At 44.3% G+C, this 25,437-nt stretch carries 25 protein-coding genes; 3 read left to right on the plus strand and 22 right to left on the minus strand.

Annotated features, from left to right (window positions below):
• Both LIZ66_RS06390 and LIZ66_RS06395 read right to left on the minus strand, forming a co-directional pair.
• Positions 1-1,278, minus strand: coding sequence for a DUF5716 family protein (locus tag LIZ66_RS06390; RefSeq protein WP_148461294.1), 1,278 nt, complete (start codon positions 1,276-1,278; stop codon positions 1-3).
• Positions 1,279-1,282: 4 nt separating this feature from the next.
• On the minus strand, positions 1,283-4,876 hold the full coding sequence (locus LIZ66_RS06395) for a DUF5717 family protein (protein WP_227200686.1): 3,594 nt from the start codon (positions 4,874-4,876) through the stop codon (positions 1,283-1,285).
• A 309-nt stretch (positions 4,877-5,185) separates the two neighbouring features.
• Here LIZ66_RS06395 and sigK point away from each other — a divergent pair, with 309 nt between their 5' ends.
• Positions 5,186-5,815, plus strand: coding sequence for an RNA polymerase sporulation sigma factor SigK (gene sigK / locus LIZ66_RS06400; protein WP_148461293.1), 630 nt, complete (start codon positions 5,186-5,188; stop codon positions 5,813-5,815).
• A gap of 205 nt (positions 5,816-6,020) precedes the next feature.
• Here sigK and LIZ66_RS06405 read toward each other — a convergent pair whose 3' ends face one another.
• From LIZ66_RS06405 to mtaB, 9 genes are all read right to left on the minus strand, one after another.
• Positions 6,021-7,247 (minus strand): peptidase U32 family protein, encoded by a 1,227-nt coding sequence (locus LIZ66_RS06405; protein ID WP_195477053.1) that lies wholly within the window; start codon positions 7,245-7,247, stop codon positions 6,021-6,023.
• Positions 7,240-7,896 carry an O-methyltransferase gene (locus LIZ66_RS06410; protein WP_195477050.1) on the minus strand — a complete coding sequence of 219 codons (657 nt, stop codon included), beginning with the start codon at positions 7,894-7,896 and terminating at the stop codon, positions 7,240-7,242. The genes LIZ66_RS06405 and LIZ66_RS06410 overlap by 8 nt, the downstream gene beginning before the upstream one ends.
• Complete coding sequence (locus tag LIZ66_RS06415) at positions 7,893-8,441, minus strand: endolytic transglycosylase MltG (protein WP_118578542.1); 549 nt, start codon at positions 8,439-8,441, stop codon at positions 7,893-7,895. The genes LIZ66_RS06410 and LIZ66_RS06415 overlap by 4 nt, the downstream gene beginning before the upstream one ends.
• A gap of 9 nt (positions 8,442-8,450) precedes the next feature.
• Positions 8,451-8,789, minus strand: coding sequence for a YlbF/YmcA family competence regulator (locus tag LIZ66_RS06420; RefSeq protein ID WP_195477047.1), 339 nt, complete (start codon positions 8,787-8,789; stop codon positions 8,451-8,453).
• Between the two features lie 11 nt (positions 8,790-8,800).
• Positions 8,801-10,663, minus strand: coding sequence for a ribonuclease J (locus LIZ66_RS06425; protein ID WP_226815527.1), 1,863 nt, complete (start codon positions 10,661-10,663; stop codon positions 8,801-8,803).
• 198 nt (positions 10,664-10,861) lie between these two features.
• The gene (locus tag LIZ66_RS06430) at positions 10,862-11,116 is read right to left on the minus strand and encodes a DUF1292 domain-containing protein (protein WP_118578546.1); all 255 of its coding nucleotides are present in this window, start codon (positions 11,114-11,116) and stop codon (positions 10,862-10,864) included.
• A complete protein-coding gene (gene ruvX, locus LIZ66_RS06435; protein ID WP_118578548.1) occupies positions 11,103-11,552 on the minus strand; it encodes a Holliday junction resolvase RuvX in 450 nt (149 codons plus the stop codon). Before ruvX ends, LIZ66_RS06430 begins: the two co-directional genes overlap by 14 nt.
• A gap of 2 nt (positions 11,553-11,554) precedes the next feature.
• On the minus strand, positions 11,555-11,827 hold the full coding sequence (locus LIZ66_RS06440) for an IreB family regulatory phosphoprotein (protein ID WP_021925017.1): 273 nt from the start codon (positions 11,825-11,827) through the stop codon (positions 11,555-11,557).
• A gap of 231 nt (positions 11,828-12,058) precedes the next feature.
• The gene (gene mtaB / locus LIZ66_RS06445; protein ID WP_118578550.1) at positions 12,059-13,390 is read right to left on the minus strand and encodes a tRNA (N(6)-L-threonylcarbamoyladenosine(37)-C(2))-methylthiotransferase MtaB; all 1,332 of its coding nucleotides are present in this window, start codon (positions 13,388-13,390) and stop codon (positions 12,059-12,061) included.
• 295 nt (positions 13,391-13,685) lie between these two features.
• On the opposite strand from mtaB, the gene LIZ66_RS06450 reads away from it, so the two are divergent.
• Positions 13,686-13,922 (plus strand): HPr family phosphocarrier protein, encoded by a 237-nt coding sequence (locus LIZ66_RS06450; RefSeq protein ID WP_021925019.1) that lies wholly within the window; start codon positions 13,686-13,688, stop codon positions 13,920-13,922.
• An 88-nt stretch (positions 13,923-14,010) separates the two neighbouring features.
• Here LIZ66_RS06450 and thiI read toward each other — a convergent pair whose 3' ends face one another.
• From thiI to LIZ66_RS19130, 3 genes are all read right to left on the minus strand, one after another.
• A complete protein-coding gene (gene thiI / locus LIZ66_RS06455) occupies positions 14,011-15,192 on the minus strand; it encodes a tRNA uracil 4-sulfurtransferase ThiI (RefSeq protein ID WP_195379283.1) in 1,182 nt (393 codons plus the stop codon).
• Between the two features lie 82 nt (positions 15,193-15,274).
• Positions 15,275-16,429, minus strand: coding sequence for a cysteine desulfurase family protein (locus LIZ66_RS06460; RefSeq protein ID WP_173716408.1), 1,155 nt, complete (start codon positions 16,427-16,429; stop codon positions 15,275-15,277).
• Positions 16,366-16,554, minus strand: coding sequence for a DUF6783 domain-containing protein (locus LIZ66_RS19130; RefSeq protein ID WP_306797074.1), 189 nt, complete (start codon positions 16,552-16,554; stop codon positions 16,366-16,368). Before LIZ66_RS19130 ends, LIZ66_RS06460 begins: the two co-directional genes overlap by 64 nt.
• Between LIZ66_RS19130 and LIZ66_RS19135 the strand changes: the two genes are divergently transcribed.
• Positions 16,483-16,647, plus strand: a complete 165-nt coding sequence (locus tag LIZ66_RS19135) for a DUF6783 domain-containing protein (RefSeq protein WP_306797072.1) — start codon at positions 16,483-16,485, stop codon at positions 16,645-16,647. The two genes, LIZ66_RS19130 and LIZ66_RS19135, sit on opposite strands and share 72 nt — an antisense overlap.
• Here LIZ66_RS19135 and LIZ66_RS06465 read toward each other — a convergent pair.
• The 8 genes from LIZ66_RS06465 to LIZ66_RS06500 form a co-directional block, all read right to left on the minus strand.
• On the minus strand, positions 16,644-17,390 hold the full coding sequence (locus tag LIZ66_RS06465; RefSeq protein WP_226837680.1) for a 16S rRNA (uracil(1498)-N(3))-methyltransferase: 747 nt from the start codon (positions 17,388-17,390) through the stop codon (positions 16,644-16,646). The genes LIZ66_RS19135 and LIZ66_RS06465 overlap by 4 nt on opposite strands.
• 2 nt (positions 17,391-17,392) lie before the next feature.
• Entirely contained in the window at positions 17,393-18,346 is a 954-nt protein-coding gene (prmA, locus tag LIZ66_RS06470; protein WP_173716406.1) for a 50S ribosomal protein L11 methyltransferase, read from the minus strand.
• A 146-nt stretch (positions 18,347-18,492) separates the two neighbouring features.
• The gene (locus LIZ66_RS06475; protein WP_226815525.1) at positions 18,493-19,173 is read right to left on the minus strand and encodes a phosphatase PAP2 family protein; all 681 of its coding nucleotides are present in this window, start codon (positions 19,171-19,173) and stop codon (positions 18,493-18,495) included.
• A 160-nt stretch (positions 19,174-19,333) separates the two neighbouring features.
• Entirely contained in the window at positions 19,334-20,521 is a 1,188-nt protein-coding gene (gene dnaJ / locus LIZ66_RS06480) for a molecular chaperone DnaJ (RefSeq protein ID WP_195409404.1), read from the minus strand.
• Between the two features lie 155 nt (positions 20,522-20,676).
• Positions 20,677-22,560, minus strand: a complete 1,884-nt coding sequence (dnaK, locus tag LIZ66_RS06485; protein ID WP_226837681.1) for a molecular chaperone DnaK — start codon at positions 22,558-22,560, stop codon at positions 20,677-20,679.
• 115 nt (positions 22,561-22,675) lie between these two features.
• Positions 22,676-23,326 carry a nucleotide exchange factor GrpE gene (gene grpE / locus LIZ66_RS06490; protein WP_264294270.1) on the minus strand — a complete coding sequence of 217 codons (651 nt, stop codon included), beginning with the start codon at positions 23,324-23,326 and terminating at the stop codon, positions 22,676-22,678.
• Positions 23,327-23,354: 28 nt separating this feature from the next.
• Positions 23,355-24,395 (minus strand): heat-inducible transcriptional repressor HrcA, encoded by a 1,041-nt coding sequence (gene hrcA, locus LIZ66_RS06495; protein WP_187564996.1) that lies wholly within the window; start codon positions 24,393-24,395, stop codon positions 23,355-23,357.
• Between the two features lie 444 nt (positions 24,396-24,839).
• Positions 24,840-25,382 (minus strand): LOG family protein, encoded by a 543-nt coding sequence (locus LIZ66_RS06500; protein ID WP_118578562.1) that lies wholly within the window; start codon positions 25,380-25,382, stop codon positions 24,840-24,842.
• Positions 25,383-25,437 lie beyond the last annotated feature (55 nt).

Consider the following 25,437-nt stretch of genomic DNA (forward strand, 5'->3'; position numbering starts at 1 on the left):
TTACCACTCTACCAGTTCGTCCCAGACCTTGCCGCTGGAAGGGAACATTTCTCCAAATCCAAGATCTTTTACAACAACGCGGCATTTCTTCTGTGACACATATGCAAGGGCCAGAGACAGTCTTGTAGTCTTATTGGGACGCTCAGGAAGTCCGGGCAGTCCCATAATTACTTTCTTCTTGTGCTTCTCGCCGAAGGTTCCAACAACAAAAACGAGCTCTGTTATATCATCCAGGATCAGCTCACAGCCAGCTTTACACTCATACCAGTTCTTACCAGCCTCAATAAGCGGGTAATATGCCGGTGCACCCATCACCCGCATTTCCATTCCCACATCTTTCAGCACAAGAGCAGGACTCATATAACGGTACCCCTTCAGGATCTTATCCTCAAGGCGCTCCTTTCCAGCTGCACATGCACCTTTTGCAAAAAGGTTATTTCCATAATAAACCTTTCTTCGCTGCATGCAAAGGCTTCCAATGGATATTTTCGCCCAATCCGGGCTGAATCCATATCCTGTGATCTGAATGCTGGAAAAAAGACCGGTTCCAAGAGTCTCCTTAATAAAATCACGGAAAGCCTCATCTCTGGCTTCCACGGCCTTCTCTCCCTCTTCCTCAGGTGCTGTAAGAGATGGGAGGACCGTCTTCTTCGGCTCCTCAAGGCGTACCAGCACCGGCCTTGTGCTGCTGTCCATAGTCAGCTGCTGAAACTTCACTTCATCCTGGTGAAAAGAATACCAGCCGATACTCCGGTTCCAGGTCTCTCTTTTCTGGGTAAGGGAATAATAATAAAAGCTCTCTCCATGGTCTATCAGCATGTACTGATTCTTCGAAAAACCAATGGCCTGGCAGGCTTTTTCCATATTTTTCACCTGGGGGTCCTCAAGCTCAGGACTTGTGATCACCAGACATTTTGTGTTTTTTACAAGATCTGCAACTCCCAGAAATTTCAGCATACCCTCCAGAAAAACCTGAAGCAGCTCCCATGGCTCCACCTGCTCTCCCAGAATCTGCACACTGTCTTCTTTCTTACAGATTCCATACAGGTCATCCACCATCTGTCCCCCTTTTTCCCGGGCAAAATAAACTGCCTCAAGACCAATGGTGTACTCTTTATGCTCTCCGCGCCTGCAAATACAGGTAGGTGCTTCAAACTCCTGAGCACCAACCTTCATGGACACAGAGCAGGGCTCCTCCCCTTTCCGGTCATAATAGCAGATCTGGGAATAATCTTTTCCAAAATCAATTCCTATGATCAAATCACGAATTTCATTCATATATTCAGTCCTCTTCTGTAATGACAAACATTTCTTTTACATACTGTTCCTGGCGGAAATACTGCTTCAGTCCCTGTTTCACCTCATGATGCTTGTCCAGTTTCCGCGCAGACAAAATCTGATTAATCATCTGGTACTTGCTGAATGGTGTACCTTCCACCTTACTCATTCCAAGTACCCGCTCTGGCGTTCTTTTGGTCTGTCCATTACATTCCTCTGAAAAATAATAATGCAAAATTTCCCCGTAAAACATGGTAAACGGCTTGGTAAAAATACCCTCATATACATTCTTAAGAGGCTCTGTCTTATATTCCAGCGCACGTCCAAGTCCGGTATCCAAAGCATATACAAGGGTTACCTTCGCCTCCGGGCTGGTGTGATATTCCACACATGTTTTATCATCCATCTGATACAGGCTCAGAATTTCCGGTGGAAGTCTGTGGAAGAAAGAAAATACCATTTCTTTGTCCATGCACATTTTCAGAAGCTCTTTTTCTATGGTAAGAAGAGCCTCTTTTCTGCTCTTTTCCCTGGAAAGCTCTTTAAACAAAGCCAGATAGCAGACTTCATTTACCATCCATTTCTGCATATATGCATTCAACAGACAGTTTTTCACAAAAGGACTCATGGTGTATTCTTTTACAAAAATGCCATAGGAAACATGGGTCAGATATCCGCTTACGATCCACTCCCTTCCGGAATGGCGAATGTAGGATTCCAGAACATGCTCTCCCTCCTTGCGGTAATCCGTGGTAAACATAAGAAGCTGAAGGATTTTTTCCTCCAGATCATAGGTATCCATTTCAAATCCCACAGCACTTTTCCAGATGGAAAACATTTCATCCACAGGTCCAAAACGATATTTCATAAGATATGTGAGGATCACCTCATCATAAAATCCATTTCTGTAAACATCAGATGCCAAAGCCAGAAGTTCCTCATCTTCCAGCATGTCGCAGCGCACGATCATGCGGCTCACCAGTTTCAGAAGGCTTCGCATGTCCACGCCCTCATAGCCGAATTCCTCCACAATGGCCTGTGCCTGGGAAAAAAGGCCGCGGCTTATAAGGACCACCAGAAGCTTCTGCCTGTCCACACGGGCGTATTCCCGATAATCCATCTGCTTTAAATATTGATCCAGATCTTCGCCAAATACATGCTCTGCATAATAATCCAGAATCCTGCGACGTACCTTCTGCTTATACTCCATGCAAAAAGCATCGGATTTGACCAGTCTTTGAAAAATATCCAGATTATCTTTGTCCAGTTCATGGCTTTCGCAATAATGAAGAAGCACACCTGGCTCGTCCACGCCAAGGGCAAGAACTTTTCTCACTGCCCCATCCTCATCCATGGTCTTCTTCAAGCTGTAATCTACAGTAGCACTGTATCTGCGCTGCTTGTCATCCTGAAAAAGGATAGCAGCATCTTCTGTATAAATTCTTGGATAAGCTACGCCTTGAACACAGGTATAAGTCTCCTCTGATTCCATCTGACTGTGACGAACGATCACATAGCGGACTTTTTTATCATCAAAATAAAGGCGGTGGGTAAACATTTTCTGCGCAATGGAATCTGCCGCCTCTTTTGTGCGAGGCTCCATCAGAAACTCCTGATATAAGACAGCATAGCTCTCATTCATTTTGCCCTCAGCCAGTTTTTTCCTGGCGAAATCCCGCATACCTGACATATAGCGCTGGTATGCTGCCGGCTCTTTTTCCTTATTTGCAATAATGCAGGAATAAATAAATGCCCGCTTGGAATCTCCAAGGGAATCGCTGTTGTAAGTAAAATACATGAGAAGAGCCTTTGGAAGCTCAATCCGTCTGGAAGTGTCCATAGTCTCCACATAATACTCATAAAGTCTTGTAAGACGCAGCCCATGCTCCACTGCCAGGGAAAACCAGCGGAAATATTCGGTCTTTCTTGGGTTTCCCTTCATCACATATTTGCAGATGGCTTCCAGGGTATCCTCTGAAGAATACTGTTCATAGCCCTTTGCCAATGCCTGATAAATACTTTCGTTATAATCTTTCTCATATCCGGAAAGATATGCAAGGCGCATTACCAGCTCCTCTGTAAGAAGGTTTCTTCTTGCCGCGAAGCGGAATACCTGCCCCCAGAAGCTGTTCAGCCTGTGAAGAAGAGTCATGTCCTTGCAGATGATCTTCCATGCTTCCAGATAGAGGAACGGACTCCTGCAGCCCTTGCCAAACTGCTCTTCCAGCACAAATAATGCCTTGGACGGAGTCTCCTTGTATGCAGGATCCAGCTTCAGCAGGATCCATAAAAGCGGAAAACTGTCACTTTTTTGCATGTAAAAATTGCGGATTCTGGACAGGGCGTGAACCTTGTCCTTATATAAACCGGTAAGCGTGCACAGATACAGATAAATTCCAGCAAACTCCAGATCATCTCTTGTATAGGATTTATCCTGATAGCTTTCCAGAAGAACTCTTGCTTCCTCATGATGGTTCTCCATGTAAAGAAGAAAGGCCTCATACATCTGGTATTCCGGATAATCACATCCGGACTGGTGAAGCTGGTTCAGAATATAGTGGCTGCTTGCACTCCAGGTGGAAAAATCCATCCAGCTGTTGACACCTGGATTCTCCTTTCCCGCAAGACAGCTTGCCACAGCAGTCTCATAGCACAGGTAGGCCAGACAGTCTTTTTGAAGATCCAGTTTACTCTTCTCCTGAGTCAGGCGGATATCTACATCCAGTTTACCACTTGTGGATGCAACAACGGTATAAGTAATCTCCTGATAAGGGCTTTTTACTATAATTTTGCCAAACTGATTGCCTTGTCTTAATTTCTCCTTGTGCACCAGATATTCCACTTCATAATGGCTTCCAATAAAATCTTCGTCTGTTACCACCTTGCGGGGAACTTCCAGAAAATCTCCAACAGCTTCCACATCAAGGCGCAGATGTCCCCATCCGCTTCTCTGAATGTAAAAAGATTCTTTCAAAGAGTCTTTCAGCTCATAGTATTCTTTGCCCACCTCTCTGGCACTTATGGTTACTTTTTCCTTCTTGCCTGCGGCAATGAGAAATTCTTCCAAATGCTGATACGTCACCGGTTGTCTGGACAGACCATAATAAAGTGTCTGGATCTTTTGATCCTCATTTTCCAGAATTCTGACGAAGCTGGCGTCTTTAAAAATACGGAATGCCTCTTTAAAATCATCCCGTGCAACTTTTACAAATTCATCCAGATTCCCTACCACACCTGAAAAACTGCGAATTTCCTCTTTCTCGATCTCAATTTCAAAAGGAAGACGGGCCTCTCCAATATTTGTAGTAAAACACAGCCATCCCTTCAGATTTTCTCCGGGGGCAAGTCCTACCGTATCAATTCCAAGCGGGAGGCGCACAGTAGTTCCGGAAATATGGTCCATTCCCGGCACCACCCGGCGGCTGGAAGAAGTAACATAACCGCGGATCTTCTGATTATCCTCTGTTCCAACGTACACTTCCCCTCTCTTCGTCTCCCCTGCTTTCATGGTCAGGGAAATCTTCTCCTTGGAAAAAAGGAGCTGGGGCTGTTCATATTCAAACTTTCCGTTTAAAAGCTGTTCGATCTTTTTTTTCAAAATCATTCACCTTACGTCTTTCGTGTTCTTGTTACTGTCCACAACCTTCACAGCAACACGCTTCTCAGAACATTGCCGTTGAACAGTAATCCTGTTACTCGCTGTCACTGCCTCTTTCGAACCAGAGCCTTTTTCAAACACGCTCCAGGCAGTTACTCTGACATTATTATAATGATTTTCACCCTTTATTTCAATGTAAAATATAAAAAGAATCCTGCCGCGATTTTTTCCGCAGTAAAAAAAGGCAGCCAGGCACTTAAAGCCTGTATTTTTCATAGACTATATAGAAATCCCCTTTGAGGTAGCGATTTGAAGACATTTTTAAAACCTTTGACAATGGCCGAGGAACAGTATTATCTTCAGCAGTACCAAAGGGGCGATATGGAAGCAAAAAATATTCTCATAGAACGTAATCTGCGGCTTGTTGCCCATGTAGTAAAAAAATATCAGGGAACAGATGTAGAACTGGACGATCTGATTTCCATTGGCACCATTGGATTGATGAAAGCCATCTCCACATTTGATTCCACAAAAACAGCCCGGCTGTCCACATATGCAGGAAAGTGTATCAACAATGAACTGCTTATGTTATTCCGATCCCGCAAGAAGCATTCCCGGGAAATCTCGCTGTATGAACCCATTGGTACAGACAAAGAAGGCAATGAGATCAGTCTTCTGGATGTAATGGAAGGACCGGCAGTGGACGTTGTGGAAGAATATTCCACCAGAGAAGATATCCGTCATGTACTGGATTCCATGAAGTCTGTACTGTCTTCCAAAGAATATGAGGTGATCTGCTGCCGCTTCGGTCTCTTTGGGCAAAAGGAACAGACGCAGCGGGAAATCGCCAGGCACCTTCACATCAGCCGCTCCTATGTATCCAGAATTGAAAAAAACGCCCTGCAAAAATTGCGGACGCTTTTTCCTGAAAACGGGTAAAACACGCTCTGCGAGTTTTACCCCTGTGCTTATTTGTTACTGTTCACTCCGTGACCAGTAACGCGCTTCGCGATGCACAGAAATCATGCATTCGCATGATTTCGCGCCGCAATTCTCGGGTTTTCTGTGAACTTTGTTCACAAAAAACACCTCGCGGAACGTTACCAGTGAACAGTAATGATTATTTTCTGAATTGCTCTCAGACTTATGCTTCACTACGGCGGAGAATATCATAAACTTCTGCACCACCGCCAAGATCTACAAACAGCTTCTGCTGAGGATGGGGAGCGCTTTCTACGGAATTGCCCTCCTCATCATAGATAGCTTTTACAGGAACCAGAAGATTGGTTCCATCCGGTTTCATGATCTCGATCATCTCTCCTACTGTAAACTTATTTCTCTGTGTAATCTGCACATAGCCTCTCTCATCTACAGCTTCTGCAAATCCCAGATAGGTATATCCCTTCTCATAGGTATTATTGTCATAGATCTGTGCTTCCTCGCTTGGTTTGCCATAAAAGAAGCCAGTTGTAAATTTACGGTAAGTGCAGCCTGCGATCTGCTCCTGATACCAGGACATGTTTGCCTGATATTTGGCCGGATCTTCCAGGTAATCATCAATAGCCTTGCGGTAAGTACGTGCAACAGTTGCTACATAAAGAGCTGTCTTCATACGACCCTCAATCTTCAAACTGTCGATTCCGCTTGTGAGAATGTCATCCATGTGCTCGATCATGCAAAGATCCTTGGAATTGAAAATGTAAGTACCACGCTCATTCTCATAAACCGGCATATACTCCCCGGGTCTTGATTCTTCCACAATGGAATATTTCCAACGGCACGGATGTGTACAGGATCCCTGATTGGCATCTCTTCCTACCAGGAAATTGCTGAGAAGACAGCGTCCGGAATAGGAAATACACATCGCTCCGTGAATGAAAGTCTCAATCTCCATATCATCTGGAATATTGGCACGGATCTGGCGAATCTCTTCTAAAGAAAGCTCACGGGCAGTTACCACACGCTTCGCTCCAAGCTTGTACCAGAAGCGATAAGTCTCGTAGTTTGTATTATTTGCCTGGGTACTGATATGACGCTCAATCTCCGGACAGATTTCCTTGGCATAGGTGAAAATACCAGGGTCAGCGATGATCAGGGCGTCCGGTTTTAACTCCTTAAGCTCTTTCAGGTACTCTCTTACACCAGCCAGATCATAATTATGCGCAAGAATATTCACTGTCACATAGACTTTTACACCATGCTCATGAGCAAATGCAATTCCCTGAGCCATCTCTTCTTTTGAAAAATTGCGGGCCTTGGCTCGAAGACCAAAAGCCTCTCCTCCGATATAAACAGCGTCTGCTCCGAAAACCGTGGCAATCTTCAGAACTTCAAGACTGCTTGCCGGAACTAATAATTCTGGTTTACGCATATAACTCCTCTTTCTTTACACTGATGGATGCCCCGTCTCCCAACGGAAGAATGGAGGTCTCCAAAAGCGGATTGTGTTTCAGTTCATAGAGATACTGACGCATGCGCTTATAAATGGTACGATTGCGCCTCTCTACAAGATAATGGGATTCGATAATGTCCCCTTCCTGAAGAACATTATCAGAAACAAGAACGCTGCCCTTATGCATTAATTGAAGCACATCCGGCAGCCAGTTAATATACTGCCCCTTGGCAGCATCCATAAAAATAAGATCATAAGTTCCAGTAAGTTCTTTCAGGATCTCTCCTGCATCCCCGGTAAGGAACTCTATCTGGGATTCCCGTCCTGCCTTCCTGAAATTCTCTCTGGCAATAGGGATCCTTTTTTCATAATTCTCAATTGTTGTTATTTTCAGATTCTCAGGTCCATATTCGCACATCAGCAGAGTGGAAAAACCTACTGCCGTTCCGACCTCCAGTATTTTCATCGGCCGGGTTGCTGCAAGAAACATTTTCAGAAAGCTCTGCATTTCCTTGCGGATAATGGGAACCCTTCCTGCAAGTGCTTCTTTTTCCAGTTCCTCCAGAAAAGGAGTATTCCCCATATCAAGAGAATTGATGTAAGTGCGCATTCTCTCCTCTACGATCACTGTCCGGACTCTCCTTCCCCTGCAGTTCCATCAGCTGCCTGAGTATCTGCTGTACCATCTGCACTCTGGGTATCAGCTGTATCAGTTCCTGCATCTGTAGTCTGAGTATCTGTTTGGGCCGCTGTATCAGCTGCTGTGGCACTATCCTGCGTAACACCAGTCTGCTCCTCATCACCAGCAAGAATACCCATAATACGTGTAGGAGTGTAAGCTGTACTTAACAGATAAGTTCCAGCCTGCATCTGTCCCTTATATGTAGAAAGTTTCTCCTGTGCAAAGAACACCAGACTGTCGTCGATCAGTCCCTTGCTTTTCAGGATCTTGGCTACATCATACGTGGATGAGCCTTCCGGAATCACAACTGTCACTTCCTGACCTGCTCCCGGGCTGACTGCCTGCTGGTTAAAAACATTGTAGCCAAACTGATAGGCCGACTTGCCAATCCAGAAAATCAGCACTGCAACACAGACGTAAAAAGCAGTACGAAAAATTCCACCAGCTACAAAAAGCCCTGCTTTTCCCACCTGATCTCTTGTATTACCCATGTTTCCTCCTTATAACTCAGGAATGTCCAGATTGATTCCCTCTGTAAGTGTCCTGCATATCTTCTGCACAAGTTTACAAAGAGCAAGCTCCGCATCAAGAAATGCGTTTACAAGGGGATCTCTGCGCAGCTCCCTGGATTCTCTGTTGAGCTGCTCCGTTCCCCGGAACAGCTCATCTCTGTTTGCTTCATTCTGTAGTCTGAAATTGTTTCCTCTGAATGCATTCACACGGTCCATAAGCTCCGGGTTCTCCTTCAGAAGATCTCTGTATTTCTCAAATTCCTGATATTCTTCACTGTTCTGTACAGCTGCAAGAAGTGCATCTATACAGTCTTTTATCTCGTTCATCGCGCCTCTGCTTATGCCTCCATAATGATTGGAAGGATCATCGGACTTCTCTTGGTACGTTTCCATACGTAGTCGCTGAGTGCATCCTTCACTGCTGCCTTAATCTTACTCCAGTCTGTGATACCTTTATCCAGACATCCGTCAAGAGCCAGCTCCACCACTTCTCTTGCATGATCCATAAGGTCTTCTGACTCTCTTACATACACAAAACCTCTGGAAACAATATCCGGTCCTGCCAGTACCACATTGCTGTGTCTCTCTAATGTCATGACAACAATCATAATACCATCTTCGGAAAGATGCTGTCTGTCGCGAAGTACAATATTACCAACATCTCCGACTCCAAGACCGTCTACAAGAATTGCACCTGTGTGTACGGAACCAGTAACAGCCGCACTATTCTCATCAATCTCCAGAACATTTCCGGATTTCAGAATAAAAATATTGTCCTTGGAATATCCAAGTTCCTCTGCAACAAGCTTCTGGGCAGTCAGATGACGATATTCACCATGTACCGGAATTGCATATTTCGGCTTCACAAGGGAGTAGATCAGCTTAATCTCCTCCTGGCAGGCATGTCCGGATACATGTGCATCCTGGAAAATAACCTTTGCACCTTTCATGGAAAGCTCGTTGATAACCTTGGATACAGCCTTCTCATTACCTGGAATCGGATGAGAGCTGAAAATAATTGCATCATTAGGTTTAATGGTAATCTTCTTGTGGATATTAGCAGCCATACGGGAAAGAGCAGCCATGGACTCGCCCTGACTTCCTGTAGTGATCAGAACAAGCTGCTCATCCGGATAGTTCTTTACCTGGTCGATCTCGATCAGAGTCTGGTCAGGAACACGCAGATAGCCAAGTTCTGCGGCAGTGGTAATAACATTTACCATACTGCGGCCTTCTACTGCCACTTTACGTCCAAAGCGGTATGCGGTATTGATGATCTGCTGTACACGGTCTACATTGGAAGCAAACGTTGCGATAATGATTCTTGCAGTCTTATATTCATTAAAAAGATTGTCAAAAACATGACCAACTGTGCGCTCAGACATGGTAAAGCCCGGACGTTCCGCATTTGTAGAATCACACATAAGGGCAAGAACGCCTTTTCGTCCGATTTCCGCAAATCTCTGCAGATCAATGGCATCTCCAAATACAGGGGTATAGTCCACCTTGAAGTCACCTGTGTGTACCACGATTCCCACAGGAGAATAAATAGCCAGTGCAGATGCATCCTGGATACTATGGTTCGTCTTAATAAATTCAATAGCAAAATCACCAAGATTGATCACCTGACCGTGTTTTACTTCTTTTAACTTGGTAGTCTTAGTCAGATTATGCTCTTTCAGCTTGTTGCTGATCAGCGCAAGAGTCAGTTTGGTGGAGTAGATCGGTGCATTTACTTCCTTCAGTACATATGGAAGCGCACCAATATGATCCTCATGACCATGGGTGATCACAAATCCTTTCACCTTGGAAATATTCTCTTTCAGGTAGGTAATATCCGGAATTACAAGATCGATTCCCGGCATATCATCTTCTGGAAAAGCAAGTCCGCAGTCTACTACCACTATACTGTCTTCATACTCAAAAGCTGTAATATTCATTCCAATCTGCTCCAGACCACCAAGTGGAATGATCTTCAGCTTGGAGCCATTGTTAGTTTTACGTGGTCTCTTTAAGGCAGGCTTGCCCTGACCGCGGAACTGAGGTTTATAATTCCCCTTAGTCTGCTTATCCTGTCCTTGTTTCTGACCATCTTTTCCTTCCTTTTTCGGCTGTGCCTTATATCTGTAATTTTTATGTCTGAAATTTGGTTTTCTTGTTCCGTTTCCGGCTGCCGGAGTCCTTTGCCCGTTGTTGTTCATTTCATTTTCCGTCTTCAATCAATCTATCCTCCATTTTGCGCACTTTATCCTCCAAACTCACGCTACCAGGATAAAGCGACTTTATTTTGTTTCGGCTGGTAACTGTTCAGTAACTTCACAGTTACACGCTTCACGATGCACAAAATAACATGCAAAGCATGATTTCGCATCACTGTTCACGATCTGCCCAGCAAATTATTACATTTCAAGATCTACGTCGTCCAACATCTGTTCAAATACTTTGGAAATTGCCACCAGTTCTTCATCATCTTCTACCATCTCATAGCTGGCTTCTTCGCTTCCCTCTTCTGAAACATCTTTCATAATATAGGCATTTGCCTCATCGTCCTGTGAATCGGAAACCAGAAGATAAGTGATTCCTGCAACTGTAGTCTGTTCTTCCACAAAAAATTCTATAATCCCATCCTCAGATTGAAATTTAATTTTCTCCATTATTTTCGTCCTTATTCATATTCATTCGGTCTAAGTATCCCTGTAAGATCAAAACCGCAGCCATCTGATCGAGAAACTGCTTCCTGTTCTCACGTCTGACACCGGTCTCCATCAAAGTACGCTCCGCTTCTGCCGTAGTCAGTCGTTCATCCCACATCACAACAGGCAGGCCAGTCCTCTTCTCCAGCTTTTCTTTAAACTCAAGAGATTTCACCGCCCGCTCGCCTACAGTATTATTCATGTTCTTCGGATATCCAAGTACAATACGCTCTACCTGATACTCCGAAATCAGTTCTTCAATCCGTGCCATCGTCTGGCGAAGCTTATTCTCCTGCTTGCGCCAGACAGTCTCCACACCTTGTGCGGTAAGTCCCAGTGGATCACTGACGGCAACGCCCACCGTCTTGGAACCGTAGTCTAATCCCATTAATCTCATAATCAGTATTCCCAGGATCTGTTCTTAATATACTCGGTCAGCAATTCCTCAACAAGTTCGTCACGCTCAACCTTCATGATCATGCTTCTGGCACCCTTATGGCTGGTGATATAAGTCGGATCACCGGACATAATATAACCTACGATCTGATTCACAGGATTATAGCCTTTTTCTTCCATTGCGTTGTAAACCAGGTCCAGGATTTCTTTTACTTCAAGCTCCTGATCTGGTTTTGTTCTGAAATATTGTGTACTTCCCAGATTATTTTCTGCCATTTTTCTCACGTCCTTACGATTATTTCTTTTTTATTTTAATATAATTACGTGTAAATTACAATCCTAATTTTGCATTGCCTGTCATTTCCGCAATTGTGTGGTTACTGGTCACGACCTGCCCAGTAACCCGCTTCGCGCTGAGATTCGCGGGTTTTCTGTGAACTTTGTTCACAAAAAACATCTCGCGGAACGTTACCAGTGAACAGTAATAATTATGTTACTGGCCACGCCCTACAGAACCTGTATTTCTTCTCCCTGCAGAATATGTGGCTGCAAAGTTTTTTCCACTTTCACCGCCAGAATATCATTTACACCGTATTCCTCCGTTTTCAGCACCGCCACTTTCACATATTCTCTGGAATGTCCCAGATAATACGCTTTTCCATCAATCTCCACTTCCTCCTCCAGAAGTACCTCCAGAGTCTTTCCAAGAAGAGAAATCTCATATTCTGCAGCACGCTTCTGGTGCAGCTCCAGCATTTTGTCACTTCTCACAGCTTTTTCTGCCTCTGTCAGCTGCCCGGGCATAGCCGCAGCCTTAGTTCCATGGCGACGGGAATATTTAAAAATGTGGGTTTCATAAAAATGAATATCTTTCACAAAATCATAAGAGGCCTGGAAATCCTCTTCTGTTTCCATTGGAAAGCCTACAATCACATCTGTTGTCAGCGCCGGATTTCCGAAATAATTGCGAAGAAGTTCACATCTTGCTTTATACTCCGCGCTTCTGTATCGTCTGTTCATTCTCTCCAAAGTCGTATCGCATCCGCTCTGCAGGGAAAGATGAAAATGAGGGCAGACTTTTGACATAGAAGACAGTTCTTTTGCAAATTCTTCTGTGACGATTCCCGGTTCCAGGGAGCCAAGGCGGATTCTCTGAATTCCTTCCACTTCATTTACTGCCTGAATAAGAGAAAGCAAAGTTTCTTTTTTGTCCTCAGGAAAATCCACTCCATAGGAACTGAGATGAATTCCTGTAAGCACCACTTCTTTGTAGCCAGCTTTGGCCAGCTTGTGCACTTCATTTAAAATATTCTCTTTTTCCCTGCTTCGCACGCGGCCTCTTGCGTAGGGAATGATACAATAGGTGCAAAACTGGTTGCAGCCATCCTGCACCTTAATATAAGCACGTACATGCTCAGCTGTACGGCTGATTTCCAGTTCTTCATATTCCTTTGTCTGGTTAATCTTAATAATATGAGCCTGACGCTGGTGTTCTTTTTCAAATTCAGCCAGAACTTCCACAATATTTTTTTTCTGGTTATTTCCAAGTACCAGATCTACTGCTTCGTCCGTTTCCAGTTTTCCCTCGTCAGTCTGTACATAACATCCTGTTGCTACTACCACCGCATCCGGGTTCATCTTTTTCGCCTTGTGAAGCATCTGACGGGACTTACGGTCTGCAATATTTGTTACCGTACAGGTATTTATTACGTAAACATCAGCACCTGGTTCAAAAGGTACAATTTCATACCCTGCCTGTTCCAGAAGCTGCTGCATAGCTTCCAGCTCATAAGAGTTTACTTTACATCCAAGATTGTGTAATGCAACCTTTTTTTTCATTTTTTCCTCCAAAACTAGTACTGTCCACACCATGCAGGATAATTTCTCCGCGGTGCACAGAATTCATGCAAATACGTGATTTCGTGCCGCACTTCCCGGATCTTCTGTAAATTTCATTCACGAAAAGCATCCCGCGGAATATTACCAGTACACAGTAATGTTGTAAATTTTTTATACATTTTCACTAATTCTGCTGCCATTTTTTCTCTTTTTTCACCTTGACTTTTATCCTGCCTACAGGTAATATGAGTACTGTAAAGCAAACTACTAACAATCCAAGGGAGGTTATATCACAATGAAAACAGCAAAAATCTCACTTAACTCTATTGATAAAGTGAAAGCATTTGTAAACGAGATCAGCAAATTTGACTGCGACTTCGACCTGGTATCCGGAAGATATGTGATTGACGCTAAATCTATCATGGGTATCTTCAGCCTGGATTTATCCAAACCGATCGACCTCAATATCCATGCTGACGGAGCTGCTCTTGACAGCGTTATGGAAATCATCGACAAATATACAGTTGAATAATTAAATATTCGATTGTCAGAGGAACTGTTCACAGTTCCTCTTTTTTTTTCGATGATTTCATGCAGTTTCTGAGTGCTTTTCGACTTTTTTACTGGATCTCAATCACTTCTGCAGTGCTAAGTGCCGCTTCCATCAGTTCATCAATTTTCTCAGCCAGCTTCTCCTCTGACTTGCGGATCACATTCAGATTCGGCTTTGTAACCGGATGCTTTGCGACGAAAATAGTACAGCAATCTTCATATGGAAGAACAGAAGTGTCATAAGTTCCAATCTCCCAAGAACGCTCTACAATTTCCTGTTTATCAAACCCAATCACCGGACGGTATACCGGTAATGTGCACACTTCATTCGTCGCTGCAAGACTCTGCAAGGTCTGGCTTGCAACCTGTCCAATGCTTTCACCGGTAATAAGTCCAAGACAGTTATCCTTCTTTGCAAAATGCTCTGCAATTCTCATCATATAACGACGCATAATGATAGTAAGCTCATCATGTGGACACTGATCGTAAATGTACAGCTGAATATCTGTGAAATTTACTACATGAAGCTTGATCGGTCCACTGTATTTTGCCACCAGCTTCGCCAGGTCCACAACCTTCTGTTTCGCACGCTCGCTGGTATATGGCGGAGCATGGAAATAAACGGCTTCAATCTTAACGCCTCGCTTTGCGATCATATATCCTGCCACCGGGCTGTCAATTCCGCCGGAAAGAAGCAACATTGCCTTTCCATTAGTTCCAACCGGCATTCCGCCAGGTCCCTTAATGCTCTTGGAATATACATAAATTTTCTCACGGATCTCAACAGAAACAGTAAGTTCAGGCTGATGTACATCCACCTTTGCCTCCGGAAAAGCATCCAGAATGCTTTCACCGATTCTTGCACTTACTTCCATGGAATTTACCGGATAGGACTTCTTTGCACGTCTTGTATATACCTTGAAGGTGCCGTGATAATCCGGATGTACATTCTTCATGTACTCTACAACGTCAGCGCGCATCTGCTCAAATCCTTTGTCTTCGTAAATCACAACCGGACAGATGTAAACAATACCGAATACTGTTTTTAATGCAGCTACAGCCTCCTCAAAATCGTATTCCTCTGGGCAGAATACATAAACACGGCCCTGCTCCTTCACAACGCGGTAATCGCCCTCTATCTTAGAAAGAGCAATATTCATCTGCTTCACAAGGGCATCTTCAAACAGATATCGATTTTTACCCTTGATGGCTATTTCTGCGTATTTTATTAAAAATGCGTGAAATATCATTTCATTTCCTCCTGTTTCTTTATGTTATGCGGCTGCCGGACTTTCCCCGGCGCTGCATTTCATTCTTCTTTTCCTCACTGCATCAGTGTCTGGAATATCTCCGAAGCATAGGCAGTACCTGCCCGATCACTTCCAATGCATAATCCACTTCTTCAAATGTATTTTCCTCTGAAAAACTGAATCTCAGCGTACTTTCTCTTTGGGCTGCTTCCATTCCCATTGCACTTAAGGTTCCGGCAGCTTTTCTTTTGTGGCTGGAGCAGGCGCTTCCGGCTGAAACATAAATGCCTTTTTCTTCCAGAGTATGAAGCAGCACTTCGCTTCTCACGCCCAGAAAGCTGGCGCTTAAGATCTGAGGTGCACCTTCTCTTATCTCCATTCCGTTGAGACGAACATCAGGAAGTTTCAGAAAACCTTCTGCAAGGCGTTCCTTCAGCTGATACATATGCTCAATTTTCTTATCAAAATCCGTGTAGACCATCTTTGCAGCAACACCCAGTCCTGCAATTCCAGGTACATTATCTGTACCGGACCGCATACCGGCCTGCTGGCCGCCGCCTAAGATCTGAGGCTGAATCCTGGCTTTCTCATTGATATATAAAAATCCTACACCCTTAGGTCCGTGAATCTTATGGCTGCTCACAGAGAGCATATCAATTCCTGCCTTTTTGGGATAAATACGGTATTTTCCAAATGCCTGGATCGCATCTACATGATACAGAGCCTTCGGGCTTTTCTCATGAACCAGTTTTGCAATCTCTTCTACTGGCATCACGGCACCAACCTCATTGTTTACATACATAGTAGATACCAGAATCGTATCTGGGCGCAAAGCCTTTTCTAACGCCTCCAACTGAACCACACCCCTGTGATCTACAGGTACTATCGTCACCTCATATCCCATCTGTTCCAGGCGCTCTGCGGGCTGTCCTACAGCTGCATGCTCCACTGAGGTGGTGATAATATGGTTTCCGCTTCTTTTATTTGCATCCGCTCCGCCAAACAAGGCCAGATTATTTGACTCTGTTCCGCCAGAGGTAAAAATGATCTCTTTTTCATTTACCTTGAGAATTTTGGCAAGTGTCTGTGCAGCTTCACGGACATACTTTTCCGCTTCCACACCTTTTAAATGCATTGCAGAAGGGTTTCCAAAATCCTCTGTCATTGTTTTTACTACAATCTCTGCCACCTCAGGATAACATCTTGTGGTAGCGGAGTTATCAAAATATGCTTCCATTTCTTACTTTTCCTCTTTTTTCCAGAGCATGTTAAAAAAAGACTTTCTGCAAGATGTGCGTCACAATTTGCGGAAGCCTTTACCCGGATAAGGGCGCAGCAGCGAGCTGCGGCAGCCGAATTCAGGTGAAGTATACCGCAAAGTGGGGCGTGCAGATTGCAGAAATGATTCTTCAAACAGACTCTGGCACGTCTTGCAGATTGCTAAAATATTTTTAAACAGACTCAAGCGTATACATCAGAATAGACAGCATGGTCATACCTGCTGTCTCTGTGCGCAGGATTCTTTTTCCCAGGGTCACCGGTTTCCCTCCGGCTTCCATGGCATCTCTCACTTCTTCCTCCTCAAAACCGCCTTCCGGGCCAATAAAAATCCCCACAGATTGTCCAGGCTGAATTGCCGCCAGGATTTCCCGGGTCTCTTTCATACCTTGGGCAAGCTCATAAGGAATCAGAACCACATCCAGTCCTTTTGCAAAGGCAAGTGCTTCTTTCCAGTTCATTACATTTTTCACTTCCGGGATTAGCATACGCTTAGACTGCTTAGCTGCGCTCTCGGAAATCTGCTGCCATCTGGTAACCTTCTTCTGCGCTTTCTTTGCGTCCAGCTTCACCACACATCTCCTTGTTTCAACTGGAACAACAGCGTAAGCGCCAAGCTCCACAGCCTTCTGAATGATCAGTTCCATTTTATCCCCTTTAGGAAGTCCCTGGAACAAATAAATCCGGCTTGGGAGCTCATACTGGGATTCCTGGGCATAAAGGATATGAAGAACTGCGCTGTCCTCCTGAAATTCTTCTATGGTACAGTGATATTCCTTCTCACTGCCATCGCTGATCCAAACGTCCTCACCAATGCGCATGCGCAGAACATTTTTCATATGGTTCAGATCCGGACCTGTAAGAGTGATCCTGTGTTCTTCCTCCAGGACCTGATAAGACTCCACAAAAAAGCGCTGCATAATTATTCCTTTCTGGCTGTGACAGATACCCATTCTCCCTGATGGGTTACCTCAACCAGCTGAAGCCCGGCGTCTTTCACTGCCTTTACCACTACTTCTTCTTTCACATCCAGGATTCCAGAGGTGATATAGTAAGCACCCTTTTTCATCTGATTTACGATAACCGGTGTGAGAGGCACCAGTACATCTGCCAGGATATTAGCCGTTACAATGTCATATTTCTCATATCCAACCGTGTCTTGAACTTCTTTATCATCAATGATGTTTCCAATGAGCATGTCAAAAGTCTCATCCTTAATATCGTTAGCCTCTTTATTGTCTGCCACTGCCGGAATTGCACAGGGATCAAGGTCAGTTCCCACAACATGAGCAGCGCCCAGCTTCAAAGCTACAATTCCAAGAATACCGCTTCCGGTTCCAACATCCAGCATCTGGGTGTCTTTTGTCACAAATTTCTTCAGCTGACGAATTACCAGCTGGGTTGTCTCGTGCATACCAGTTCCAAAAGCTGTACCTGGATCAATGTGAAGGATCATCTTATCTTTATCTTCTTCCTTCACTTCTTCCCAGGATGGAACAATAAGAATGTCATCTACATAGAACTGATGGAAATATTCCTTCCAGTTATTGATCCAGTCTTTGTCCTCTGTCTGGGATTCTGTGATGGTGCCTTCGCCGATATCCATGTATCCGCGTACTTCTTCAAGGACAGCACGTACTCTCTCGAGAACAGGCGCAGTTTCTGTGTCCTCTTCCAGATAAAAATTCAGATAGGCGATTCCATCATCCGCTGGACCTTCCGGCATAATATCCACAAACATCTGCTCTTTATCTGTCTCGGTAAGGGGCTGTTTGTCCTGAATCTCTACGCCCTCAACTCCAACATCTGCAAGGGCAGAGATGATAACGTCTTCTGCTTCTGTTTTTGTTTTGATGGTAAAGCGATTCCACTTCATACTATTTCTCCAATCTTTTTTATTGAAAGCTGTTTCTTCATAATCACAATATGGTATTTTTTAACATCTTTCGAAACGGTTGTTATCTGTTACTTTATTCTGATTTTTCAATTCACCTGACCAATTACTGTTTTTTTATGTCCATGTTACTTCTTTTTATGTGCAAAAACATGCACAACCCACTTATGTCGCTGCCCTTTCTGATAAAATCTCCAGAAAAACTCTACCAGAAGCAACGCCGCTGCTGCATCCACAATGTAATGCTGCTTCAGCACCTGGGTAGAGATAATGATCAGAATTGCAAATACCAGAGAAAATCTCTGATACCATTTCGGCACCTTCTCTGAGCCTTCCACACCTTTCCAGCACATCCAGCTCACATAGCAGTGGATAGAGGGAAACAAATTAGAAGGACTGTTCCCGCCATCCAGGGAATATACCAGAGCGAGAATCTTTTCCGAAAGGGTATTTCCTGGGATCTCCGGTCTTATATTGGTGGTCGGTATTAAAATAAAGCAGATAAAGCAAATAAAATGTATGGTCAGATCTGTGGCAACAAACCGGTAAAACATATCCTTACCACGCCTTGCCGCCAGCAAATACCCCACAGCCCAGAATGGAAATGCCAGAATATAAAACCACACAAATACAGGCAGTAAAGGAACTTCCCTGTCAAATGCCATCGTAAAATCAAAGTGATACCTGCCAGCTGTAAGCGCACTGCTTCCCCAGTAAATCAGACAATTCACTGCCATGATGGTCACAAGAGGTACAATAGACCACAGGGGAATATATCGGTTTAACAAATCTCTTTTCTTTGTTTTCAAGGCAAAACTCCTTTCCGGACTCTTGCGATGTTACTGCTCATTTTCTGACCAGCAGCACGGACAGTAACGTTGCGGCTATCCTTTAATATACAATAAGTAACAAAAAAAGAAAAGAGGATATCTCCCCTTTTCTTTATTCTTTTATGGAAAAACTGATTTTTTACTCTTCAAAGGTCTCTTTTAATTTGTCCATGAAGCTTTTTTTCTTCTTTTCGGACTTTTCTGTGCTATCGCCGGCACTGCCTGCAGGACGATTGCCGCATGCCTCGTCAAATTTGCGGAGAGCTTCTTTCGCGTCCTCATTCAGGTTGGTTGGTACCTGAACAACCAGAGTTACGTAGTGATCACCACGAACATTCTTGTTTCGAAGGGACGGAACACCTTTGCCCTTCAGACGGATTCTGGTATCTGTCTGAGTTCCTGGTTTCACTTCATAGAGAACTTCTCCATCTACTGTATTCAGTTTGACTTCGCCGCCAAGCGCTGCCTGTGCATAAGTAATCGGTGCAGTAGAGTAAATATTCATATCCTGTCTCTGGAAAATCGGATGGCGTGCTACATTTACTTCTACCAGCAGATCGCCTCTCGGACCTCCATTTGTGCCAGGCTCACCTTTATCACGGATACGGATACTCTGACCATTGTCAATACCAGCCGGAATAGATACCTTAATTTTCTTGCGATTGGAAATGTATCCGGTACCACGGCAATCCGGGCATTTATCTTTGATGATCTTACCTGTCCCATGACAATCCGGACACACCTGAACGTTACGAACCATGCCAAACATGGACTGCTGGGTGTAAACGATCTGTCCTTCACCATTACATTTCGGACAGGTAACCGGTGAGGTACCAGCCTTAGCTCCAGAACCGTGACAGGAAGTACATTCCTCTTTCAGAGTAATCTCAAGTTCTTTCTCACAGCCAAATACAGCATCCTCAAAGGTGATGTTCACGCGTGCACGCAGGTTTGCCCCCTTCATAGGTCCATTATTGGCACGTCTGCGGCTTCCGCCGCCTCCAAACAGATCTCCGAAAATATCTCCGAAGATATCCCCCATGTCTGCGCCGGAGAAATCAAAGCCGCCGAAACCGCCTGCTCCGCCACCGCCGCCGTTTTCAAAAGCGGCATGACCAAACTGATCATACTGTCTTCTCTTGTCCGGGTCACTTAAGACGCTATAAGCCTCTGTTGCCTCTTTGAATTTCGCTTCAGCTTCCTTATCTCCCGGATTTACGTCGGGATGATACTTCTTGGCAAGCTGACGATATGCTTTTTTTAATGTAGCGTCATCGGCGCTCTTATCAACGCCTAAGACTTCATAGTAATCTCTTTTATCAGCCATGATTTCTTTCTTTTCCTAACTTTTTGTATTTGGTTATCTTATGGAAGACGCCAGCGGCGCATTTCCTGTAATATGTCTTTCACCACCACTGCCCGGTCATGAATCATGACCGGGCTGTAGTTTCATGTTCCGAAATATTGGAACTTATTATTCAATTAAACCTCTTTGTAGTCAGCATCTACAACATCATCGCCGTAACCAGCCTCGTTACCGCCCTGGGAAGCTCCTCCCATGTCCGGTCCAGGGCCTGCCTGACCAGCACCACCCTGTGGGTTCTGTGCTTCATACATCTTTGCGAAAAGCTTCTGAGCACTTTCCATCATCTTCTCCTGAGCAGCTTTGATCTCAGCGACCTGAGCATCTCCGATCTCATCTGTATTTGCATATTTAACAAGGATATCTTTTAATGCATTTAAGTCAGCCTCTACGGAAGCTTTGTCATTTGCATCCAGTTTATCGCCTGCTTCTTTCAGTGCATTCTCAACCTGGAATACCATGGAGTCTGCATTGTTCTTTGTATCAATTGCCTCTTTACGTTTCTTATCCTGAGCTTCGAACTCAGCAGCTTCTTTAACAGCCTTGTCAATATCAGACTCGGACATGTTAGAACCAGCTGTGATTGTAATGTGCTGCTCTTTACCTGTTCCAAGATCCTTAGCAGATACATTTACGATACCGTTGGCATCAATATCGAATGTAACCTCGATCTGCGGAACACCACGACGTGCTGGCGGGATTCCATCCAGACGGAACTGTCCAAGGGACTTGTTGTCTTTCGCGAACTGACGCTCACCCTGTAATACATTGATATCTACAGCGGTCTGATTATCAGCTGCTGTGGAGAAAATCTGGCTCTTCTTGGTCGGGATTGTTGTATTTCTCTCGATCAGACGTGTTGCAATACCACCCATTGTCTCGATGGACAGGGAAAGTGGAGTAACATCAAGAAGAAGGATGTCACCTGCACCAGCCTCACCGGAAAGCTTACCCCCCTGGATAGAAGCACCAAGTGCAACACACTCATCCGGGTTCAGGGCCTTGCTTGGCTCTTTGCCAGTCAACTGTCTTACTTTATCCTGTACAGCCGGGATACGTGTAGAACCACCAACCAGAAGCACCTGTCCAAGATCAGAAGCAGTAAGTCCTGCATCAGAAAGTGCACGGCGAACCGGCTCTGCTGTTTTCTCAACAAGATCGTGTGTAAGTTCGTCAAATTTAGCTCTTGTAAGGTTCATATCAAAATGCTTCGGTCCTTCAGCTGTTGCTGTGATGAATGGCAGGTTGATATTGGTTGTTGTTGCGGAAGAAAGCTCTTTCTTAGCTTTCTCAGCAGCTTCTTTCAGTCTCTGAAGAGCCATCTTATCGTTGCTTAAGTCAACGCCCTCTGTTCTCTTGAACTCAGAAAGCATATAGTCTGTAATTCTCTGGTCAAAGTCATCACCACCAAGACGGTTGTTACCAGCTGTTGCCAGAACTTCGATAACTCCATCACCAATCTCAATAATGGAAACATCGAATGTACCACCACCAAGATCATAAACCATGATCTTCTGCTCTTTCTCATTGTCAAGACCATATGCAAGAGCTGCTGCTGTAGGCTCGTTGATAATACGTTTTACATCAAGGCCTGCAATCTTACCAGCATCCTTGGTTGCCTGACGCTGAGCATCATTGAAATATGCCGGAACAGTGATAACTGCTTCTGTAACAGACTCTCCAAGGTATCCTTCAGCATCTTTTTTCAGTTTCTGAAGAATCATAGCGGAAATTTCCTGTGGGGAATATTTCTTATCATCAATTGTTACACGGTAATCTGTACCCATCTCTCTCTTGATGGAAGAGATTGTTTTCTCTGCGTTTGTTACTGCCTGACGTTTTGCAGGCTCACCTACCAGACGCTCACCTGTCTTTGTGAATGCTACAACAGATGGTGTTGTTCTGGATCCTTCTGTATTTGCGATAACGGTTGGCTGTCCACCTTCCATAACAGCTACACAGCTGTTTGTTGTACCTAAATCAATACCAATGATTTTTCCCATGATAATTTTCCTCCTGTTTAAAAATTCATGGTTGCTGTCCATTACACGAACAGTAACATTTATACTTTGTTTTTAGAAAATGTCGATGAAGTTTAATTCTCCAAGCTGCTTTCTGTTAATTAGCAACTTTTACCATACTGTGTCTTACAACGAAATCCTTGTAAGTATATCCCTTCTGGAATTCCTCTACGACGATGTTCTCGCCAACGGATTCGTCCTCCACATGCATCACTGCATTATGCAGATTCGGATCAAATTCCTTACCTACAGCTTCGATTGGCTTCACACCCATCTCATCAAAAGCTGTCATCATCTGCCTGTAGATCATCTTCATGCCTTCTGCAAATGAATCATCCTCCGGTGCCTGTGCAAGACCTCTTTCGAAGTTATCCACGATCGGAAGCATTTTTTCAACGATGTCCCTGGCGCCGATGATGTACATGCTGGATTTCTCCTTCTCCGTTCTTTTACGGTAGTTATCGAATTCAGCCATGCTGCGCTTCAGTCTGTCTGTAAGCTCCTCGACCTGCTGTTCAAATTTATCTTTCTCTTTTTTCTTCTTACCGAAGAAAGAAGTTTTTGTCTTGGTTTCCGGTTCCTTCTGAGATTCGTTTTCCTGATCTGACTGCTCAGTTTCTTCTGTCTGTGCAGGTTCCTCGGAAGTCTCCTCTTCTGCTGTCTGGGCTGTATCTGCTGCCTCTTCTTCGCTTCCGTCTGTTACCGGAATGTCAACTGCTTCTTCCTGTACTTCGGCTTCTTTATTCATTTCTTCTGACACGCTTTCAACCGCCTTTCTAGGTTTTCTTATTTACCATTTCGTCAAGCTGGACTTTTAATTTCTTTAAGCTGTCCACTACATTCTCGTAATCCATTCGCTTGGGACCGATGATTCCAATAGTTCCACGCATTCCATCTCCCAGCTCATAAGTAGCTGTGACCACACTGCAGTCTTTCATGGTACGTACCGGAACTTCATCCCCGATGTATATCTGAACTCCTGTGTTCTCCGAGTCTCCCATTTCCTCACGGACCATATCCGCAAGTTCCTGCTTATCCTCGAAAGTAGAAATCAGCTCACTGGCTCTGGATGTATCTGCAAGCTCTGGATACTTAAATATGTTGGTCGCTCCCGACGTATATACTTTCATATCTTCTTCGTCCACGTGAATTGTAGCTGCAACTGCGTCCAGCACATCTGCAACCACACCGCTGTGGCTACCCGCCTGTTCTTTTAATCTGGCAATCATGCCCAGATTAATATCCTGGATGGGTACGCCGTTCAGGTTCGTGTTAAGAAGAAGATTCAACTTCAGGATCGTCTGGTCATCCATCTCCTCATCAATATTAATGATCTGGTTCCGAATGACATTACCCTCACATACAACTACGGCAATCAGCTGCCGCTCATTGACTCGTGAAAGCTGAATGAACTTCAGGGTGCTTCCCTTATACTGGGGAACCGCAACCATAGCCGCATAATTGGTATCCGTGGCAAGAACCTTCGCCACCTGCCTGAGCACCTTATCCATCTTATCTGATTTCTCAATCATCAGATCACGGATTTCTGCGATCTCGGCTTCCTTCTCCCTGGTAAGCTCATCTACATAAAGGCGATAGCCTTTATCTGATGGAATTCTTCCGGCTGAGGTGTGGGGCTGTACGATGTAGCCCATATCCGTCAGGTCGGACATCTCATTTCGGATAGTAGCAGAGCTGACATTCAGATCCGGATACTTGGAAATAGTTCTGGAGCCTACAGGCTCACCTGTTTCCATATAAGTTTTGATGATTGCTTTCAGTATTTTCCGTTTGCGCTCATCTAATACTTCATCCATGAAATATCTGCTCCTTCCTGAAAAGCAGACGGTCAAACCTGATTCTGATTTCCGTCTGGCTTCTTCGAATTCCTTTTGTTAGCACTCATTATTTAGGAGTGCTAACATCTATGTTCTTAAGATACACCTCAGTATTCCTTTTGTCAATATTTTTTACAAATTTTTTTCATCTTTTTTGATAGTTTTTACCCTATACTTTACCATTCTGGCTAAATTCTCCTTACTGCAATACTTTTTTTGGGCAGCAAGGATACTATCAGGTATCTGCCAACGCAGTCTTATGTTTGCTGCCGCATAAATGAAAAAGATGCCTTGAGAAAATTTTCCCTGGCATCTTCTTTCCTATATAGGAATACCGCCCATAGGCGACATGTCCGTTTTGTAACTGTTCAGCACCTTCACAGTTATATGTTTCGCAAAACAGCCCCTGCTGAATAGCAGCCTCTATTTTTTATAATTTTCCAGATAGTCAAGAACTGCTGTCGGCTCATCCAGAAAGACTACCAGATCCAGCACGGAAAAATCCATGAATTTCTCTTCTGCTGTGTACTCCAGCAATGCTTTCATCTTGTCATAATATCCGTCAATGTTATACAGCACAATTGGGCGGTCAATACGTTTCAGGCTTTTCAAGGTAAAAATCTCAAAAAATTCCTCGTAGGTACCAATTCCGCCAGGTGCTACGATCGTAGCATCTGATTTTTCTTCCAGAAGTTTTTTGCGCTCTCTCATATTCTCTGTGAAAATAAATTCCGTGCATTTCTCATACAGAACTCCAGGCTGGTCAAAAAATCGGGGAGCAATTCCAAGTATGTAACCATTTTCTGCTGCCACGCCTCTGGCTGCTGCTCCCATCATTCCGGTAGCTCCGCCGCCAAACACCAGACCGTGACCTCTTTTTCCCATTGCTCTTCCAAGCTCTTCTGTTTTTTCATAATAAATGTTTTTAAGCAGTGCACTTGAAGCGCCATATACACATATGTTCAATCTGTTATCCCCCTTATTTTTTCTTCTAAACACAGGTGCAGCCTACCTGCGGCAG

Origin of the sequence: Blautia faecis (genome assembly GCF_020554845.1) — a bacterium.
Lineage (GTDB): Bacteria > Bacillota > Clostridia > Lachnospirales > Lachnospiraceae > Blautia_A > Blautia_A faecis.

Bases quoted from the DNA above. Each gene is read 5' to 3' on its own strand.
- LIZ66_RS06440 (WP_021925017.1), bottom strand. From the start codon at position 11,827: ATGGCAGAAAATAATCTGGGAAGTACACAATATTTCAGAACAAAACCA.
- grpE (WP_264294270.1), bottom strand. From the start codon at position 23,326: ATGAATAAAGAAGCCGAAGTACAGGAAGAAGCAGTTGACATTCCGGTA.
- LIZ66_RS06420 (WP_195477047.1), bottom strand. From the start codon at position 8,789: ATGAACGAGATAAAAGACTGTATAGATGCACTTCTTGCAGCTGTACAG.
- dnaJ (WP_195409404.1), bottom strand. From the start codon at position 20,521: ATGGCTGATAAAAGAGATTACTATGAAGTCTTAGGCGTTGATAAGAGC.
- ruvX (WP_118578548.1), bottom strand. From the start codon at position 11,552: ATGAGATTAATGGGATTAGACTACGGTTCCAAGACGGTGGGCGTTGCC.
- prmA (WP_173716406.1), bottom strand. From the start codon at position 18,346: ATGAAGTGGAATCGCTTTACCATCAAAACAAAAACAGAAGCAGAAGAC.
- thiI (WP_195379283.1), bottom strand. From the start codon at position 15,192: ATGATATTTCACGCATTTTTAATAAAATACGCAGAAATAGCCATCAAG.
- LIZ66_RS06465 (WP_226837680.1), bottom strand. From the start codon at position 17,390: ATGCAGCGCTTTTTTGTGGAGTCTTATCAGGTCCTGGAGGAAGAACAC.
- LIZ66_RS06425 (WP_226815527.1), bottom strand. From the start codon at position 10,663: ATGAACAACAACGGGCAAAGGACTCCGGCAGCCGGAAACGGAACAAGA.
- LIZ66_RS06460 (WP_173716408.1), bottom strand. From the start codon at position 16,429: ATGGAAGCATATTTTGATAACTCCGCTACCACAAGATGTTATCCTGAG.
- dnaK (WP_226837681.1), bottom strand. From the start codon at position 22,560: ATGGGAAAAATCATTGGTATTGATTTAGGTACAACAAACAGCTGTGTA.
- LIZ66_RS06390 (WP_148461294.1), bottom strand. From the start codon at position 1,278: ATGAATGAAATTCGTGATTTGATCATAGGAATTGATTTTGGAAAAGAT.
- LIZ66_RS06450 (WP_021925019.1), top strand. From the start codon at position 13,686: ATGAAAACAGCAAAAATCTCACTTAACTCTATTGATAAAGTGAAAGCA.
- hrcA (WP_187564996.1), bottom strand. From the start codon at position 24,395: ATGGATGAAGTATTAGATGAGCGCAAACGGAAAATACTGAAAGCAATC.
- mtaB (WP_118578550.1), bottom strand. From the start codon at position 13,390: ATGAAAAAAAAGGTTGCATTACACAATCTTGGATGTAAAGTAAACTCT.
- LIZ66_RS19135 (WP_306797072.1), top strand. From the start codon at position 16,483: ATGTGCGTCACAATTTGCGGAAGCCTTTACCCGGATAAGGGCGCAGCA.
- LIZ66_RS06430 (WP_118578546.1), bottom strand. From the start codon at position 11,116: ATGGAGAAAATTAAATTTCAATCTGAGGATGGGATTATAGAATTTTTT.
- LIZ66_RS06415 (WP_118578542.1), bottom strand. From the start codon at position 8,441: ATGGGTAATACAAGAGATCAGGTGGGAAAAGCAGGGCTTTTTGTAGCT.
- LIZ66_RS06405 (WP_195477053.1), bottom strand. From the start codon at position 7,247: ATGCGTAAACCAGAATTATTAGTTCCGGCAAGCAGTCTTGAAGTTCTG.